The sequence below is a fragment of the Teichococcus deserti genome, assembly GCF_001982615.1.
In the GTDB taxonomy this organism is placed as follows: Bacteria; Pseudomonadota; Alphaproteobacteria; order Acetobacterales; family Acetobacteraceae; genus Pseudoroseomonas; species Pseudoroseomonas deserti.
In genome coordinates, this window is sequence record NZ_MLCO01000060.1 from 35,045 (window position 1) to 52,353 (window position 17,309).

Here is a 17,309-nt window from a genome sequence, read left to right on the forward strand (position 1 = left end):
GTTGGATGATGACTGTCAGCGGCGCCGAAGTGCATGTGGCACGAGCACCAGCACCATCAGGATGTTCAGGACGGCGGTAGCGCACAGCACGGCCAGCGTGGTGGAGGCGCCAAAGCTGTCCAGCAGCCAGGCGCCCAGGAAGGGCGAAGCTGCCTGCGCGATGAGGGTCGGCATCGCAATCTTCCCCATCAGCACGGCGTACCCCTCCTTACCGAAGAGAGCCAAGGGCACCGTGCCGCGGGCGATGGAGCGGATGCCGCTGCCCATGCCGTACATGACGATGCCTGCGGCTACGACACCCGGCGCGCCCACCAGCATGCCCAGGCCAACCGCCACCAGCACTGCCGAAGCCACCAAGCTCCAGATCGGGTGCGCCTTCTTGCCGAAGAGCATCTCCAGCACGCGGGCGCCGACCTGGGCCGGGCCGATCAGCGTGCCCAGAGCGACCGCCGCTGCCAACGCTAGTCCCTGCGACTGGAGCAGGGTCAGCAGGTGGACGGAGAGCACAGTCATGATGATCGCCGCCAGGGTGAACCCTGCCGCCAGCATAACGAAGGCATAGCGCTGACCCGCCTGCACATGGCCCGACGGCGCGGCAGCCTTGGCGGCCGTGGGTGCTGTGGCGGGCTTAGCGGCTTCACGCGGCACCCCGAACAGGTAGAGCGGCAGCACGACGGCCAAGTGGATGGCGGCATAGGTCAGGCAGGCGCCGCGCCAGCCCAGATGGTCGACCAGGAAGGCGCTGAGCGGCCAGCAGACCGTGCTGGCGAAGCCGCCGAATAGGGTGACGTGGGTGATGGCGGAGCGCGCCTGCTCGCCGTAGAGCCGCCCCAGGGTCGAGAAGGCGGGGTCGTACAGCCCGGCACCCATGGCCAGCCCGAGGATGACCCAGGCCAGCACGAAGACCGGCAGGCTGGGTGCCAGCCCAAGCAGCAGCAGGCCAGCGGAGAGGAGGACAGCGCTGGCTGCCAGCACGGGGCGGCCGCCATGCCGGTCGATCAGGTGGCCGATGCGCGGGGAGGCCAAACCGGAGACCAGCATGCCGATGGACAGGGCACCCATGATCCAGGTGAGCGGCCAGCCCGTGTCCGAGGCGATCGGTCCGGCGAGCACGGCCAGCAGGTAGTAACTGCTTCCCCAGGCCAGGATCTGGGCGACACCGATGGCGGAGACCACGGTCAGGCGGCTGCGGCTGGCCGCCGGACCTGTGGAGCCAGCCTGAGCCTGAATGGCGGCCTGGCTCATTCCGCAGGCTCGGCCGGGACGGACACTTTCTGGGCTGCGGTCCCGCAGCACGGAGCATCCTCCGCCAATTCGGGCTTGGGCGCGCAGCAGGCGCCCTGGGGCGTTGCAGGCGTGCAGCAGGAGGATGCCGCGTCAGCGTCCGCAGGCAGCACGCGGTTGCTGGTGCACACGCCAGTCTGCGGCAGGTCGAGTTCCACCCGGCGCGCGGCCTCGATGTCGCCTGCCAAGAAGGCGGCGATTGAGCGCACCTGCTCGTAGCCGGTGGCCAGCAGGAAGGTCGGGGCCCGCCCGTAGGAGGTCATGCCCGCCAGGAAGAGTCCGCTGTCTGGCTGCTGGAGCTCGATGGCACCATGCGGCCGGACGGTCCCGCAGGAGTGCAGGTTGGGGTCGATCAGAGGCGCCAGGACGCGCGGGCACTCCAGCGCCGGATCCAGGTCGAGGCGGACCTCCCGCAGGATGGAGAGCTCAGGGCGCAGGCCGGTGGCCACCACCATCTCGTCCGCCTGAACCGACCGGCCGCTGCTATCGAGGACATCTAGCGAGCCGTCTGTCTGGCGGCGGATCTCCTCCACAGCGAAGGGCGCCAGCAACTGCACCCGGCCACCCTCGACATAGGCCTTCAGCCGCTGCCCCAGAGCGCCACGCTCCGGCAACTGGTCGGCCGCGCCACCACCGTAGGCCCGCGTCAGATCAGGGCTGCGCGCCGCCCAGATGACGGTGGTGCCCGGCGCCTGGTCGGCCAGGGCGACGAGGTCGATGAGGCTGCCGATGGCCGAGTGGCCAGAGCCGACAACCAGCACGCGCTTGCCCGCGTACCGGCCTCGCTCGGCGCCCAGGACGTCCGGCATGCCGTAGCGGATCCGGTCGGCGGCTGATTGCTCACCGATGGCGGGCAGGCCAGAGGCGCCTGCCGGATTGGGATGTCCCCAGGTGCCGGTCGCCACGATAACGGCCCGCGCGAGCAGGCGGCCCTCTTGGCCCCCGGTCTGAAACCTGACCTCGAACGGCTGCTGCTCACGACCGTCATTGCGAACCTTGCCAGCCCGCAACCGTGCGACGCCCGTCACCCGGGTGTTCAGACGCAGGCAGGCGGCGAACTCCGGTAAGACGGCCAGAGGTGCCAGGTAGTCCTCGACGAGCTCGCGGCCGGTCGGGAAGACCTCGGCATCTGGCGCCGTCCACCCGTGCCGCTCCAGGAGCGCGCGGCAGGCCCGGTCTACATTGTACCGCCAGGGGGAGAAGGTATGGACATGGCCCCAGTCCAGAGGCGCCGTGCCGACCGAAGGTCCGGCCTCGAACACCACCGGCTCCAGGCCGCGCTCCAGCAGGTGCGCGGCGGCAGCCAGGCCGACCGGACCACCGCCGATGATGGCGACGGGCAGCGATCCGGGGCTCGCGGAGCGCTCAGGGGCCCTGTTCTGAGGACCGGGTTTGGCGGAGCAGCAGGAGCTCATCTCACGTTCCCCTTCATGATACCTCGTTGGGCGATGCATACGGATAAGCCGAAGGTCAGCATTGGCAGGTGTCCTTGGCCTTGTTGCGGGCCTTGGCTGCGCGGCCGGTCTCGGTCAGGGTGGTGGTGGCATCCATCCAGGCCTCCAGACCGACCTTGAAGGCGTCCCGGCCCTTGTCGGTCAGGGTGTAGACCTTGCGTTCACGGCCGGAGACGACCTCAGATTCCGAGGTCAGATAACCGCCCTGCTCGAACTCCCGGAGCGTCGGATACAGGGCACCCTCGGACGGCGAGCAGCAGCCATTGGTGGTCCGCTCAACCGCTCGGGCGATGTCGTAGCCGTGCGCCGGGCCATCGTGCAGGACCTGGAGCACGAAGAAGCGGCTGAGGGCCATCTTGATGGTTCCGGCCCAGTAGCTCCGGTCCGTGAAGTCCGGGGAGGGACGAGGGACGGCTTGGAGAGTGGGCTGCTTGGGCATATCGGCAAGCTATGCCTTGGAGGGCGAGGTATCAAGAAGTACCGCACGTCGCTGTGGCGGTTGCGGAGGATTCTTGTCTCTTGGGGCGAAAACATGTACAGATCTATGTGTTGGCTGTACAGCTTGTGGGCCGGTGCCCCGCAGGCGAAGGAGGCTACATGTTTTTCCTGACCGCTCGAAGCGCCCGTCCCAGCCAGCCTCAAGGCAGGGGAGAGAACCGCATCTTTCGTATCCGTGGCCAGCAGCAGTTGGCGGGCTCGGCGGGTGACAAGGTATCTGTGGCCGAGTTCGTCCACATCCAAGCCAGCACGCCTAGCTCGCCCGATGAGTTGGCCCGCTCCCTGGCTGACCGCGTCCGCCAGGTGATCACAGGGCTGGCTGTGCGAGTAGGTTTGGAGCCCGTCAGCGAGGAGAAGGATGCGGCGCCTTTGACCGAGGCCACGGTGGAGCGTGCCAGGGCCGCGCTTCCCAGGCTGATGAGTGGGACGCGGGAGAGCTTCGTGTCTGTCATCTCGAAGCAGGGGAAGGTGGACGAGGCGGTCGCGATGGTCGACTGGCGCGTTCTCGAGGTCATCATGGAACTGGCTGAAGAGGCCCTCAAGTCGAAGCCACGAGCCGGTGACCTGATGCCGGTTGAGTTCTCGGCTTCGGAAGCCGCGCAATTGAGTTCCGGTGACTTCAACCGGCCACTGCCGAAGCGGCAGAAGGCTGCGGATCGCGAGCGCGCCATCGCCGAACTGCTTGGCGAGCCCGGCTGAACGGTTGTGGCTGGCTTTTTCCTGACGACTGCCGGGCTGCGTGTCAGCTTGCTGTGGGCGGACAGCCCCCTCGCCAAGTACATCCGCACTGCACCAACTGAGGAGATCTGGGTATCGCCGCTCTCCCACGCCATCATGAAAGATCAGTTCTTCGGAGAGAGTGGCGCGTCACCGGAACTCAGAAAGCGGGGATACCAGGCGGTAGAGGCGCATGCCCGGCAGATGGCGCGGATTAACCCTACCCAATACCCATATCCTGATGAACCAGCGCTGGACATCTGGGCGCAGATCCGATCCCTGGAGGTGAATATCGCCGCCTATGATGATGGGATCGCCCAGCACGTTGCCCAGCAGTTAGGGCCTGACGAGCTTCTCGTCTTCGCCACGGCCGCCGCCCACCTCAAGCCGCTGATCGGGCCAGGTCCTGACGATCCTGCAACGATCAGAGTACTCGATGGTCTTGGCGTCCGCTTTGTCCCTGCATCGACCTGGCTAGGTGCACATGGCACCTGACGATGCGGCAGAAGCCCGCCAGACAATGCCGCTGCTCCTTTGCCTGTCAGGCGGCGGCTTCCGTGGCTACTACAGCGCCCTCGTGCTTGCAGCCGTCGAAGAGGCGGTTGGTGCACCCTGCAACCGGATCTTCGACCTTATCGCGGGAACATCGATCGGCGGCATACTGGCGCTTGGCTTGGCCCACGGGGTGCCTGCGCGCACCTTGGCGGACATGATCGGGGAGCACGGCCCGGCGATCTTCCCACGATATCCCCTCCCAGGATTACGGCGCGCCTTTGGGCCGCCCTATCGCGGTGGGCGGGTCGGCGATGCCGTGAAGCGGATCCTTCCCGCTCAGGCTAGTCTCTCACTCTCTGCGGCGCCGACTCCCGTCATGGTCGTCTCGGTGTCGCCTGCAACGGCAAGACTGGTGGTGCTGTCGAGTTGGGACGGCGGCGCCACTGCGCTCATGTCTACCGCGGACGCTGCTATGGCGACCTCGGCTGCTCCGACCTACTTCCCCTCACATCGGGCGAGCCTGGGCTCGGGGGGCACCTCCATGGATCTCGTGGACGGGGGCATTGCGGCCAACGCGCCGGACGCTCTGGCCATCCGCGAGGCCACCTTCAGCCTTGGCTTGCCGGAGGAACGGCTCGCCATCCTCTCGGTAGGAACCTGTGCCCCCGCACAGGGAGGGGTCGGCACTCTTACTCCAGCCGCTTTCGGCGTGCCGGGAACTCTCGGGCGCCTGGGCGGCCGCGGCATTGTCGACCTGATGATGGCTGTCCAGGAAGCTCATGGGATCGCAGAGGCCAAAGCCCGCCTCGGAGGCGGTCGCTATCTGCGGCTTGATCGCGCCCCGAGCGACGCCCAAGCCAAGTTGCTCCAGCTTGATAACGCCTCGGGGGAGGCGCGCCAGACGCTGGAGGACCTCGCTCAGCAGACCCAAGCCGGTCTGCGCGATCATCAGAGTCACGGAGTTTGGCGCAGGATGGTCGCGCGAGCGCAGTTCGTCCGCCGCTGAGCGCCCGGCGCCCTGTACACAGGGCACCACGTTTCGGCTTCAGTGACCTGGCCTGGATGGCGGGCTGCTTGGACCTACCGGAAGGCTATGCTTGGAGGGGAGGTATCAAGCTCTTCATCAGCCGTGGCGCGAGGCTACGGAACGCCTCCATGTCATTGAAGGTGAAGCCATAACAATAAGTTACTAGATGCGCGACGAAGTGCCTCACTCAGGAACCAAGCTCCTGAGAGGCTAGGGAGGCGTTGTTTCCAGCCCCGAGGCGCACTAGGTTGTTGGGTGACAGGAGCGGTAGATGACGGAAGCTCAACGCAAGACCTTCGAGATGATGGCCAGGCGGTACACTGAGGTGAACACGACTACCCGTGATGTTGCCCGGGCCGCTTTGGTTCGCGAGGGTATCCGGCTGGCTGATGGCCGTCTTGCTCCTGAATACGGCGGCACAGCGTCGAAGAAGTCAGCGAAGAAGCCAGCCGCAGTCCGTAGTTGAGCCGGTACGCTACTTCCTTCGTTCTCGGCTATCACGGCTGCGACGAAGAGGTGGGCAGGAAAGCCCTTGCTGGGGAAGTGAACCTGCTGCGCAGCGAGAGGGACTACGACTGGCTTGGTCCGGGTGTCTACTTCTGGGAGGGTGATCCCGGACGAGCCCGCGAGTGGGCCGAGGAGAAGGTCGCCCGCGGCGCCTACGAGAAGCCGTTCGTTCTCGGCGCGGTCATTGACTTGGGCAACTGCCTGGATCTTCTGGTCCGCGAGAACCTTGACTGGCTGAAGATCGCTTATGAGAGCCTTGCAGCTTCGCACGAGAAGAGCGGGTTAGCGCTGCCGCGTAACAAGGACATCAAGGGCAGCACGACCAACGATAAGCTGCTTCGCAATCTGGACTGCGCCGTCATCCGCCGCCTCCATTCCATCTTGGAGCAGAAGGACGACCTGCCTCCCGGCACCGAAGCACTGGCTCCCTTCGATACAGTCCGCGGCCTGTTTACTAAAGGCGAGCCTGTCTATCCAGACGGCGGATTCTATCTGAAGTCCCACACCCAGATTGCAGTGTGCAATGACACCTGCATCAAGGGCCTGTTCCTACCCCGGTGACCTCGAGTCTCAAGCCGCGGGCGTCTAAGAACGCCCTTATGCCGGATCCTTTCGGTTGCCCTTGGCCACGATGAGCATATCGGCATCCGGCAAGGGCCGCTGAAGCTCCCGGGCGATCTCCCACGGCGCCTCCAGCCAGGTGTCCATCTCGTCCGGCGTGGTTAGCAGAACCGGCATCGCCGTAGGGTGGATGGCACCCACCGTCTCGTTCGGGTCGCAGGTCAGGAAGCCGTAGAGTTCGTGCTCTCCCTCAACAGGGGCTGACTTTGGGCCGCGGGTGCCAGTCCACTGGGTCCAGATGCCCGCGAAGGCGAACAGCGGCCGCTCCTCCGAGAGCGCGAACCACACCGGCGTCTTCTTGGGCTTCGTATCTTCCCACTCGGAGAAGGAGGTGACCGGCACCAGGCAACGGTGCGCCGGGCCGAGCCACCGGCGCCAGTGCGGGCTGCGGGTGTTGCGGATGTTGGTCACGGGATGGCCGCCATACTGCTCTGGCCCCGGCATCCCCAGCGCATCATTGTGAGCTCGCGTTCGCCATCCTCGGCTTGGCGCACGACAGGCGCCATGCTGTCCGGATAGATGGCGGGTAACGGCGGCTGGTTGCCGGTGCTGTCACGCGTGGCTCGCGTCAGGTCGAGGATGGCCCGCTGGTTGCTGGTCATCGAGTAGAGATTGCACATCGACCGTCTCTCAGGGGCGCTTCTTTCTGGTCCGCTTCTTCGGCGCCGCGCCGGTCATCGCTGCCGTCCAGAAGTCTGTGACCTGTTTGGCGCTCTGACGCGTCGCAGCCGCCTGCTGGCGCTTGGCTTGGCCGGTCATGATGCCGCGGGCGGCTCCGGCCCAGGCATTGGCGCCGCTCAGCATGATGCTCAGGAACGGGTTCTTCTTGGTCCAGGGATTGGCCATAAGGCCCTCCTCACATAGAGGCGCCGCTACCGAGCACCTTGTCATCTTTTGAAGCGACAAAGCGTTCTTGGAGTTGCCCTAGTCAGGACCCAGGTCCACCTTGGATGCCTCGGTCGACGCTGCTCAGCCGCCAAGTCCAGGGTGCCCGAGCGATGGGAGTCAGCCATGGAAACCTACGCCCCTGTCACCAGCGACGTCCTCTGCATTGCCATAGGTATCGGCCTCCTCGTCTGGTGCTCCTTGGCCGTCTACACAGCGTCGAGGAGCGATAGGCTGCACCAGGAGCACTCGATGGCGAGCCTTCAGAGGTCAATGGAAGACAGCTTGCGAACCCTGCGCCTGCGCAGGGCGATGAAGCGGTCTATTCCCGAGTAATCGCTATGCGTCACGCCGTTCTCCGGAAGGAGGGCAGCGTGAACGCGGGGGTCAATGGGACCTCTGCGCCGATTCGGACCTGAAGTTCCAGGGCTCCTGGCGGCGTCGCACGATCTTCCTTGTCGGGCCCCAAGCGTTCTCTTAATGTTCTTACCTGGAGATGAGGAGGCCTGAGTTGGCCGAGTGCCTGACCCGGACTGCGCCCCTGCGAATAGCGACCGGCCCCGCCGTGCCGCCATCCCGCACTCACGCCAGCAGGGTTCAGCATGCCCAACCCCCATCAGGACTTCGACGAGTCGGAGTTCGAGATCCACGTCAAACGGCTCGGTGACGAGCCGGACTCGGAAGACCCCGCCCGCCAGGTAGACCCGGCGCGAGCGGCTTCTCTCCTTGCCCTCCGCCGTACCTTGGCCGCCCATCAGGTTGATGCCGCCATCCTTCAGGGTGCTGTCATCATCGAGGTGCCCGAGGCCGCCTGGATTGAGCCTGTCAGCAGCGCCTGGATCGACGTGGTCAGCGTGCCCAGCAGCAAGAGCTCCGGCGGCAGATTGGGCGACCTCGCTGTCCGGCCAGGTGAGTGGATGGTCTTCGAGGGTGGCGGTGGATCCCAGCGCCGTCAGCCACCCAGCTACGAGAATGACCTCATCGCGACCAGCCTATGGCAGGGGCAGAACGTCCTCGGCGTGTCCCAGGCGCCAGAACGCTATCTGCCGCCTGACCTGCTTCGTGCGGCTGACCTGCGCCTGGTGCTGGAACCGTTGGATGCTGAGGGTCTGAAGGTGGTCGCCCAGTGGGTCACGAACGGCCATCCAACATCCCTGCCATCGCGAGAGAACTGCGCGCTGATCTCGCCGCTGGCCTTGCGGCTGGCCCGCCGCTCTGGCCAGTCGGCAGATGACTTCCTGGAGCGTGCCGCCCGTATCGCCGCACGCAGCAAGAGTGCGGCAGTCGCTCCTGGCGGTTCCCTCGACAGCCTGCCCGGCATGGATGAAGCGGTAGCCTGGGGACTGGACCTCGCCCGTGACCTCCAGGACTACGCGGCCGGGCGGCTGCTCTGGCGTGACGTCGACCGCGGCTGCCTGTTGGCAGGGCCTCCTGGCACCGGCAAAACGACCTTCGCCAAGGCGCTGGCCGCAACCTGCGGCGTACCGCTGGTCGCCACCTCCTATGCACGCTGGCAGTCGACCAAGGACGGTCATCTCGGCGACCTGCTTCGGGCGATGGCCGCCTCCTTCAACGAGGCCCGCAAGGCCGCACCCTGCATCATGTTCATCGATGAGCTCGACAGCCTGCACACACGGCAAGGAGGCGCCGGAGGCCGGGACTGGTGGACTGCCGTTATCGGCGCCTTGCTGGAGCAGCTTGATGGCCTTCAGGGCCGCGAGGGTGTCGTCGTCGTTGGCGCCACGAACCACCCGGAGCTCATCGACCCGGCTATCCTGCGGGCAGGCCGCCTGGACCGCACCATCACCATCCCGCTGCCCGACCGGCAGGCGCTGGCCGCCATCCTCAGGATCCACCTGGGAGCGGACTTGGCGGGCGCTGACCTGACCCAGGCTGCTCTGTATGCCCAGGGCAGCACTGGAGCGGATTGCGAGAAGTGGGTCCGCGGTGCTCGGCGGCGGGCACGCAACGGCAGGCGCCCGATGGTGCTGGATGACCTGATGGTGGAGATTCGGGGCACTTCAGTGCAGCGCCCGGTTGGCGGTCGTGTGGTCCCGGCGGTCCATGAAGCCGGGCATGCCCTGATCCAGGAACTCGAGCAGCCCGGCACTTTGAAGTACGTCTCCATCCGCGAGGACGCGCTGAGCGCCGGTCACGTGGCCGTCGACACCGTCAGCGACGACCTTACGGAAGCCTGGCTCAGCATGCATCTACGCCGTTTCCTGGCCGGGCGAGCCGCCGAGGAAGTGGTCCTGGGGCATGTCACGGGCGGCTCTGGTGGCCCTATCAACAGTGATCTGGCCCGCGCGACCTGGTTGGCTGTGAATGCGGACACGGCCATGGGCATGTCGCGGCGGCCACTGCTCTGGCTTGGCCTCTGGGATGACCAGCACTTGGCAACCCTGCTGCTGACAAGGCCCGAGCTTGCTCAACGGACTGAGGAGCGTCTGGCAGGCGCCTACGCAGAGGTCTGCGGCCTGCTGCGGGAACATCGGGCCACCCTGAACAAGCTGGCGGCTGAGCTCATCCAGCGGGAGGTGCTGACCGGTGCCGAGGTCGAAGCCATTGTGCGGGCGGAGCGCCAAACATGAGGAGCAGGGCCGACCTGCTGGCGCACCAGTGCGAGTACCTGGACGACATCTTCAGCCTTACGGACGGCGAGGCTGAGACACGGCGCCGCTTTGAGGAGATGGCGGCCGACACCATTGATGCCCTACTGGCGGCAGATGCTCGTCTGGTGGTGCCCTTCTACATTGCCCCGTCGAGCGCCTTCTGCTGGGCGCGGACGACGTGGCAGCACCCCCTGGTCGCTCCCGAGCTCGTCGCACGCTGGATGCAGTGGAAGGCGGATTACCCCGCCGTGCTGACCCGGAACCCCAGGCTCGACCTGCATGATGCCATGCGCTGGTGCGCGGAAACACATGACGCCGCCAGTTGGCCCTATGGCTGGGAGCGCGGGATCTACGACTGGGTCGCTTCGGGCGATTTCGCTGCCCGCCCGTTCAGCGACGGCATGCGGATCGTGACGCCAGAGTTCTTTGAGCGCCTGCGCCACCTCCAGGCCAAGGTCGATGGCTGGCTTGTCTGGTCCGAGGAGGCCGGGCGGGTCGTTCATGTGCCCGGCGATGAATGGCGGCGCCGGTCATGACAGCACCAAGGCCATTCATAGCACTACGGAGACAACGATGATCCCAACGAGGCAGCCGATACCCGGCGTAGGCGACCTGCTTGCCCATCTGCGCTCCTTCTGCCTGCCCTGGCGGGCGCTCACCATCGCCATCGATGGCCGGAATGGCGCGGGCAAGACGTCGGTGGCGCGCTATCTGGCGTGGCAGCTTGGTATGCCGGTGCTGGAGACGGATCTCTGGCTGTCCTCGACGTCGCCTGTGACCCACCGGATCGAAGAGATCAGAGAGGTCATGCGAGCCCGGCATCATCGCGACCGCCCTGTCATCATCGAAGGCGTGATGATGCTGCGGACACTGGAGCTCCTCGGGGTGCAGCCGGACTACCTCATCTTCGTCACCAACGAGGCGTTGGAAGCCGATCCTGAGGAAGATGACGAAGACAGGGGGGCGCCGCAGTGCCTGTCAGAGGAGGTCGACGCCTACCTGAGGGAGCGCCAGCCAGCGAGGCGCGCGGACTTCCATGTGACTTGGCGGGAGCCGGAGGTGAGGGTCGGCAGGCTGGAGGCGACGGCGGATATCGAGACATCCTGACGGAAAATCTCGTGCACTGCTCTACTTCCAATTGAAGCATGAACTCACGATATATTCCTTGAGGTAGGGTCGCTGTCTTCAACGCCTACTCCCTCTGCCACACACAAGGAATCCGGAGAGCAACGTGACTGAGTTCCTGTTCAACTCTTCTGGTGATTGGATCGCTTTTCGACGCAGCCCCACAGACAAGTTCGTCTTCAACGATGACGGTGATTGGGTAGGCTGGCTTCCCTGGGGTGATACTGACGTCGCAGATACCGATGGGAACTATCTGGGCACCATCGTTGGGAATCGTTTGGTAGCTCTCAACCGCCCATTCCGCGGGTATCCCGGTTACCCTGGATATCCGGGATACCCTGGGTATCCAGGTTACCCTGGTTATGCTGGCTACAAGCCTTTGCCCGCGGGTGCCTCTGACGTACGAAGCTTGAAAAAAACTTAGTTCGTAGAAGCCAATCTGGCCATGCGGTCAACAAACTTCACGGTGTCAACTCACGGCAGCGTACGGCATGCAGACGGGCGGTTGCCTTATCAGTCCGGGATGTCCGGCTCATCTCCCCAGGCAGCCGATCCCGCGCTGTTTGCCGTGGCCGACCCGGCGCGGCTAGACGCAGCGAATGGTGAACTGATGCGTGCGCTATCGGTAGAGCGATAGACAAGGCGGTCACCCGTGATGGTCCCAACGTAGCGTCCGTTTGTACCGAAGACCTTGTCACCACTGATGCGGCCGACGACCTGACCCGAGCGGCTGTAGACGGTATTGCCAGAGACCTGGAGGGGCCGACCGTTCTTCGTGTACAGACTCATGGCCTCTCCCCAGTGCGGTCGGCGGCGCTCCAGGACAGCCGGTGCTGTCGGCTTGGCTACTCGTCGCCCATGGCTCTGGCGACTTCCGCCAGCGCGCTGAATTCGTCGAAGGAAGTGAACCTGGTCATCTTGGATGTGTGCTCAACGGTGACCTCCTTGGCGAGCATCACGTCAGGGTCATCCATGCGCACTCCGTTCACGAGCGGCGCCTTCTTCACCCCGCTGGCCAGTCCCGATAACTCGTCCAGCAGGTGGTCCCTGGTGCCGGGCCGCCTGCACACGATCAGCACCTTGACCGTGTAGACATCATCCCCCGAAAGCTCGCTGTCGGGGCTCCAGGCAATGTAGATCCTGTCGACGTCGGTGTGCACCTTGTAGGCCTCAGTGCCATCCATCAGCATCTGGCCCAAGGCCTTCTCGACTTTCTTATGGAACTGTCGCTTGCGCAGGCGGCGGTCCAATTCGTCGGGCAGAGCAATGCGGGCATAGTAGCGAGCGATCCAGCCCTGGAACGCCTTTAGCGCCCTTTCCGAAACCTGGGCCTGGGCGGGCTTCATCTGCTGAAGATGCGCGCTCGGCAGGATGACGCGGCGGGAAACATCGAGACGGATGCCGCGCCCTGTTGCGCCGCCTTCCAAGGGAAGCTGGAGGAAGCGGGTAATCTTCCCCTTGGCTTCAGGAGCCGCTGGGTTGAACTCTTCAATCAGGCGGACAGCCACGACCTCGAAGGCAGGCTCCGCACCCTTGCCAACCAGTGAGCAGGTCTGCGTGGCGATCAGGAGCAGATCTTTGTCCGGTTCGTAGGCAAGGATCTCTGGCAGGATCGCGGGGTCGGACGGCGTGCAGAGACTGCACTGCCGCCAGTCGACCTGTTCAATCCCGCCGTCCGGCTCGCCCGCCGTTGATTCCGCGTCCGCCATTCCCGGAAGTCCCTGCCAGCCTGTTACCTGGAGCCAACCTCCAGGTACTCGGACAGCAGATCCGCTGGATGAGGCGCTTCATAGGATACCGGACCGCGCGCCCGATCAGAAGAGATGGCAGCGTTCACGGCGGGCCGGAGGGCCTCCAGCGCCGACCGGATCCGCTCAGGCTCCAGGGTCGGCGCCATCAGCACCTCATGCAATGATGAGCCATCCGGCAGCGTGCGCTTCCAAAAGCGGTGAAAGACGCGCAGGGAGCCAGGCTCCTCCTGGGCAAAGGCCTCCACAAGGCGGTGCAGGCGCTCCGCGTTCTCGTGTCCGGCCTCGGACCCCTTCTTCAGCCAGTCGTAGATCGTCTTGCGCTCGACATCGAGCACGTCCGACAGGGCAGTGATCGGGAAGTCGAGCTTGTTGACGAGGATGCCCGCCATGTCCCTGGCAGTGGAGACCGCCAGCTTGGGCGTTGCGAGGACTGGCGCTGCCGCCCGCACCGGCACTGGCGCAGGCAAGGGCGCAGCGACGGACGGGACGAAGACTGTGGCCAATTGGAAGGCGGCATTAGCCACGGCTCCGGCAAACCAGTTCGCCATGCTGCCTCCGGCCTGAAGCTTCGCGATGCTGGGAGAAAAGGCGGGCGGAAGCCTCAAGGCGGGGCTGTATCCCTGTGCGATAACGAGCGTCATCCTGTTCTTCCCCAGACCTCGAATGCGAACGGAGTGGCTGCGGATTCAAACACCTTTCGCGAGGAAAGGTACAAGCCCTCGAATTTTTCACGGAGCTCGACCGGATTCAGCGCGATCGGCGGCTCAAGGGCAGCAAAGTGGTCGATGTCCAGAATCACGAAATCCTCGGCAGTCACCTGCGGGAGCCAGCCGTTGTTCTGGACAAAGGGAGTGGCCAAGTCGGCCGGGAACGACCCTCCCGGACGTCTCAACGCCTGGAAGCGCAGCCCACCATGAGGCGTCGAGAAAGAGGCAATATAGGCCCCCTCGCGCATCTCGATTGCACCATCCCCCATATCGGCCGCGGCGGTGGGCAAGGCCCAGGGGCATAGGTACTGGGCGACTGTTTCCTCATTCCCAGAACGCGGCTCAACCAGGTCGATCACTCGCAGTCCAAGGGCCGTGGCGTGCGTGATTCCCATCCCCGGGGTCTGCATCAGCGCGAAGACCGCATCGCGGAGCCGGTCCAGGAACGGTCCGTGCCCCTCATAGGCCGCACCAGCATGGATGAGCAGGAAGTCAGAGCCCAGAACCAAGGCATACTTGCGCTCCGGGTCGGCGAACTGCCACAGCTTGTCGAGGACCTGGTTGAACCGGACTCCCTCTGGGCCGACCTCAGCCACCAGGCCCTGGTTCATATAGGTGTCTGGCAGGGGGTACTGGTGCCGGATCTGCTCTTGGAAGTTGCCGACATGCGGCTCCATGTTGAGCAAGCGCGGGAACCTGACGATAGCGAGGGAGTAGCGCAGTGGCGCGAACTTCAACCGTTCCATCACGTGTCCCTCCTCCTTCGACTATCCATCTAACTATACAAGCCACTAAACAGTAGGTCCTGTCCATGCTGGCGACAAAGTTTTTCGCGTGATCGCTGTGCCTCTAAAATTAAAACTAATGTTTTCAGTAGGTTACCTTTAGAAGCTCTCGACGGCCGCGACCACCATCGGTTGCGAGCGAGCCCGGCTTGGCTAAAGCTTCCCTAAAGCTCAAAGCATCAGCCCTGAAGGGGTAGGCCCGCCAGCCATCGGTCAGCCCAGCCGGGCGGCCCAGGTCCGCCACAAGGGTTCAGCCTTCTGGCGCGGCCACCGACGACCTAGTTCCGGGGAGAGTATCGCCCCCTGGTAGAGTTTCCGCCTTCCTGGGTTCGCAGTGGAGGTTGAGGACATGCGCCTGCTGACGGGCCTCGTCGATTCCCCACCGCTGGTACCTCAGGCCGGAAGTGTCCCCGCTGCGTTGAGCGAGAGAGAACGGGCCAAGCGGAAGATGGCTTCTCACTAGGAGCCTGGGTGCGCGGCCGTCGGAAAGCTTATGCCCAGAACAAACTCGTCTCTCACAGGATCCGTGCGCTGGAAGCCATACCAGGCTGGTCCTGGGTTGCGCTGCGTAAGCTCCAGTCGACCGTCTCCGCCGGACACCCTAATCTCTCCTGGTGCGCCCAGGAGGGTAAGGACCCCTGGCTCGTCCACAAGGTCGGCCTTGTCGGCGTCAAGGAATCGGGCGGCCGGTACGTCATCAAGACGTCCGCCTCCGACCGGATCGAGGGCCAAGGATATCTGGCGCCGGACTACGAGACTGGTGACATCCGGATCCATGCTCCGGACGGCGAGCTCGAGTACCTGGTCAATGATGGGGGGCTCTTCCACCGCAGTGAGGTGGCGGAGGAGATGGAGCACGGGGCGTCGCAGATGCTTCGCTGAGACGCGGCCGGTGGCTTGGGGCAACAAGATATACGAGGCAACAGCCGACGAGTTGGCGATGACCCGCAGGCCGTCCAGTCGGCTAAGGCTTTGCGTTACATCGCGGGGGGCACCCGGCATCCGAGCAGCCGCAGCGATGCCCCCAGTGCCGTCTCGGCGGCGGAGCAGAGGGTGATCCGTGAGGCCTGGATCTCCGGTGCCTGCTCCCCCAACACGGGGCAATCCGCATAGAAGCGGCTGACCTCGGCAGCCAGGTCGAAAGTCCAGGCCGTGAGTTCGTGGGGCGACCGAGACTTCACGGCCCGATGCACTGCATCCCCAAGGCCGAGACACGCGATCGCCAAGCGCCGCTCAGCCGGATGCTGGAGCACAATGTGCCCGCCAGCCGCCCCGGCCTTGGCCAGGATGGCCCGCAGCCGGACGAGGGCGTAGAGCAGGTAGGGACCTGTCTTTCCCTCGAAGGACACGGCACGGTCGAGATCCAGGATATAGCCCGTCGTCCGATGGGAGGAGAGATCGGCGATGCGAAGCGCGGCAGTGCCGATCGCGTCGGCTGCATCGTCCAGTGCTTCCGACGAGGAATCCTTCAACCGCCCGCCCTCTGCTAGCCGTGCCAGCGCCTTTTCCTTGGCGAGGTCAAGAAGTTCAACGAGGCCCATCGTATTCCCCGCCCGCGTCCGGAAGGGCTTGCCATCCGGACCGTTCACGGTGCCGAAGGCGATGTGCTCGAGAGCAGCTTCCCCGGACAGGCCAGCCTTCACCGCAGCCCGGAAGACTTGAAGGAAGTGCAGGTGCTGCCGTCCGTCGACAACGTAGAGGATGCGATCAGCATTGAGGTCCCGCCGCCGCATCAGGATGGTCGCTAGGTCTGTGGTGGCGTATAGCGCGCTTCCATCGCCCTTCTTCACGACGAGTGGAGGCACCTCGTGCCGGTCCTCAGAGGCCACCACGTCCATGAGCAGGGCGGCTCCATCCCGCCGGGCAGCACCGGTGGCCTCCAAGTAGGCAAGCAGGGCTGGGATCTCCGGCTGGGCGTCGGACTCTCCGAGGGTGAGATCGAAGTGGGCGCCGAGCCGGTCACAGGATTCGAGGATACGGCCCTTGGCCAGCGCCACGATGGACCGCCAGAGGGCTGACAGCCCGGGCTGGCCTGCCTGGAGTGCAGCAGTGGTGGCCCGGGCCTCTTCCATCCGGCTCTCGTCGGCCTTACAGGCGGCCGCCGCTTGTGGGTAGAGGGAGGACAGGTCATCCACGCTGACCGGGAGTTCCTCAGGGAACGGACCTTGGGCCGCCTGATCGAACCAGGGAGCTTCCGGGAACCGATGCCGGATCTCCGCGAGGATCATGCCACTCGGCAGGCCCCAGTCTCCGAGGTGGATATCAGACACCACGTCATGGCCGATAGCCTCGAGCATCCGCCGCAACGCCTCACCGATGACCAGCGACCGGAGATGGCCCACGTGCATGGGCTTGATGTTTGGCCCACCGAAGTCGATGACCACCTTTTCGGGGGCGGGGACGCCGGGGATACCGCATTTTGGGTCGGCCGCCTGCGCCTCCAGAGCCGCGGCAATCGCGTCGTCCGTGAAGGTGAGGTTCACGTAGCCGGGCGGCGCCACCTCTGCCTTGGCAATGCCAGATGCACCCGACATGGCCACTGCGATGTCGGCGGCGATGGACATGGGGGACCGCTTCAGCAGCTTGGCGCCTTGGAGCGCGCTACCGATGGCTGCATGCCCGAGCTCGGGCTTGGGACAGGGAAGTAGGCGCGCGGGAACATCTTGGAGACCGAGAGAGATCAAGGCGGCGCCGAGAGCGTGCTCGGCCGCTTGGTGGAGGACGGTAGTCATGTGCTTTGTTCCTGGCCGGTGCGACGATGGGAGAAGGCGGAAGGGAGCCGTCTCATCTTCGTCGCGCCGCCACGCAGCCGCCCATGGGCGGCTGCGTGGCGGCCAGGAG

General features: G+C 65.1%; 16 protein-coding genes and 2 pseudogenes. 8 read left to right on the forward strand and 10 right to left on the reverse strand.

From position 1 onward, the window contains the following. Nucleotides 1-15: 15 nt before the first annotated feature. The 3 genes from BKE38_RS07825 to BKE38_RS07835 are packed head-to-tail and all read right to left on the reverse strand — an operon-like array spanning nt 16 to nt 3,093. The gene (locus tag BKE38_RS07825) at nt 16-1,245 is read right to left on the reverse strand and encodes an MFS transporter (protein WP_083747374.1); all 1,230 of its coding nucleotides are present in this window, start codon (nt 1,243-1,245) and stop codon (nt 16-18) included. Beyond that, nucleotides 1,242-2,699, reverse strand: coding sequence for an FAD-dependent oxidoreductase (locus tag BKE38_RS07830; RefSeq protein WP_106409158.1), 1,458 nt, complete (start codon nt 2,697-2,699; stop codon nt 1,242-1,244). The genes BKE38_RS07825 and BKE38_RS07830 overlap by 4 nt, the downstream gene beginning before the upstream one ends. 55 nt (nt 2,700-2,754) lie before the next feature. Next, nucleotides 2,755-3,093, reverse strand: coding sequence for a PadR family transcriptional regulator (locus BKE38_RS07835; protein ID WP_083747375.1), 339 nt, complete (start codon nt 3,091-3,093; stop codon nt 2,755-2,757). A gap of 242 nt (nt 3,094-3,335) precedes the next feature. On the opposite strand from BKE38_RS07835, the gene BKE38_RS07840 reads away from it, so the two are divergent. From BKE38_RS07840 to BKE38_RS07855, 4 genes are all read left to right on the forward strand, one after another. Further along, nucleotides 3,336-3,935 carry a hypothetical protein gene (locus BKE38_RS07840; RefSeq protein WP_019460599.1) on the forward strand — a complete coding sequence of 200 codons (600 nt, stop codon included), beginning with the start codon at nt 3,336-3,338 and terminating at the stop codon, nt 3,933-3,935. A 6-nt stretch (nt 3,936-3,941) separates the two neighbouring features. Next, entirely contained in the window at nt 3,942-4,448 is a 507-nt protein-coding gene (locus tag BKE38_RS31335) for a hypothetical protein (RefSeq protein ID WP_019460600.1), read from the forward strand. After that, a complete protein-coding gene (locus BKE38_RS07845; protein ID WP_081798711.1) occupies nt 4,438-5,454 on the forward strand; it encodes a patatin-like phospholipase family protein in 1,017 nt (338 codons plus the stop codon). The genes BKE38_RS31335 and BKE38_RS07845 overlap by 11 nt, the downstream gene beginning before the upstream one ends. Nucleotides 5,455-5,937: 483 nt before the next feature. Beyond that, on the forward strand, nt 5,938-6,543 hold the full coding sequence (locus BKE38_RS07855) for a hypothetical protein (RefSeq protein ID WP_076956781.1): 606 nt from the start codon (nt 5,938-5,940) through the stop codon (nt 6,541-6,543). Between the two features lie 36 nt (nt 6,544-6,579). On the opposite strand, the pseudogene BKE38_RS07860 reads toward BKE38_RS07855, so the two are convergent. Continuing rightward, nucleotides 6,580-7,223, reverse strand: a pseudogene (locus BKE38_RS07860) (SOS response-associated peptidase). A 10-nt stretch (nt 7,224-7,233) separates the two neighbouring features. Next, nucleotides 7,234-7,449, reverse strand: a complete 216-nt coding sequence (locus tag BKE38_RS07865) for a hypothetical protein (protein WP_019460603.1) — start codon at nt 7,447-7,449, stop codon at nt 7,234-7,236. A 641-nt stretch (nt 7,450-8,090) separates the two neighbouring features. On the opposite strand from BKE38_RS07865, the gene BKE38_RS07875 reads away from it, so the two are divergent. The 3 genes from BKE38_RS07875 to BKE38_RS07885 are packed head-to-tail and all read left to right on the forward strand — an operon-like array spanning nt 8,091 to nt 11,207. Further along, a complete protein-coding gene (locus BKE38_RS07875; protein WP_076956782.1) occupies nt 8,091-10,079 on the forward strand; it encodes an AAA family ATPase in 1,989 nt (662 codons plus the stop codon). Next, complete coding sequence (locus tag BKE38_RS07880) at nt 10,076-10,636, forward strand: hypothetical protein (RefSeq protein ID WP_019460606.1); 561 nt, start codon at nt 10,076-10,078, stop codon at nt 10,634-10,636. The genes BKE38_RS07875 and BKE38_RS07880 overlap by 4 nt, the downstream gene beginning before the upstream one ends. A gap of 37 nt (nt 10,637-10,673) precedes the next feature. Next, complete coding sequence (locus tag BKE38_RS07885) at nt 10,674-11,207, forward strand: nucleoside/nucleotide kinase family protein (protein ID WP_076956783.1); 534 nt, start codon at nt 10,674-10,676, stop codon at nt 11,205-11,207. Nucleotides 11,208-11,738: 531 nt separating this feature from the next. Here the strand turns inward: BKE38_RS07885 and BKE38_RS33905 are convergent. Genes BKE38_RS33905 through BKE38_RS07910 form a run of 4 tightly spaced genes read right to left on the reverse strand, consistent with a single transcriptional unit; the run spans nt 11,739 to nt 14,429 of the window. Continuing rightward, the gene (locus tag BKE38_RS33905; RefSeq protein WP_075798171.1) at nt 11,739-12,014 is read right to left on the reverse strand and encodes a 4-fold beta flower protein; all 276 of its coding nucleotides are present in this window, start codon (nt 12,012-12,014) and stop codon (nt 11,739-11,741) included. A gap of 56 nt (nt 12,015-12,070) precedes the next feature. Further along, nucleotides 12,071-12,934, reverse strand: coding sequence for a hypothetical protein (locus BKE38_RS07900; RefSeq protein WP_027297179.1), 864 nt, complete (start codon nt 12,932-12,934; stop codon nt 12,071-12,073). Between the two features lie 23 nt (nt 12,935-12,957). Further along, on the reverse strand, nt 12,958-13,617 hold the full coding sequence (locus BKE38_RS07905) for a hypothetical protein (protein ID WP_019460609.1): 660 nt from the start codon (nt 13,615-13,617) through the stop codon (nt 12,958-12,960). Then, complete coding sequence (locus BKE38_RS07910) at nt 13,614-14,429, reverse strand: TIGR04255 family protein (RefSeq protein WP_019460610.1); 816 nt, start codon at nt 14,427-14,429, stop codon at nt 13,614-13,616. The genes BKE38_RS07905 and BKE38_RS07910 overlap by 4 nt, the downstream gene beginning before the upstream one ends. Nucleotides 14,430-14,915: 486 nt before the next feature. On the opposite strand from BKE38_RS07910, the pseudogene BKE38_RS07915 reads away from it, so the two are divergent. Then, a pseudogene (locus BKE38_RS07915) lies at nt 14,916-15,350 on the forward strand (helicase associated domain-containing protein); the annotation flags it as partial. Between the two features lie 95 nt (nt 15,351-15,445). On the opposite strand, the gene argS reads toward BKE38_RS07915, so the two are convergent. Beyond that, a complete protein-coding gene (argS, locus tag BKE38_RS07920; RefSeq protein WP_019460612.1) occupies nt 15,446-17,200 on the reverse strand; it encodes an arginine--tRNA ligase in 1,755 nt (584 codons plus the stop codon). Nucleotides 17,201-17,309 lie beyond the last annotated feature (109 nt).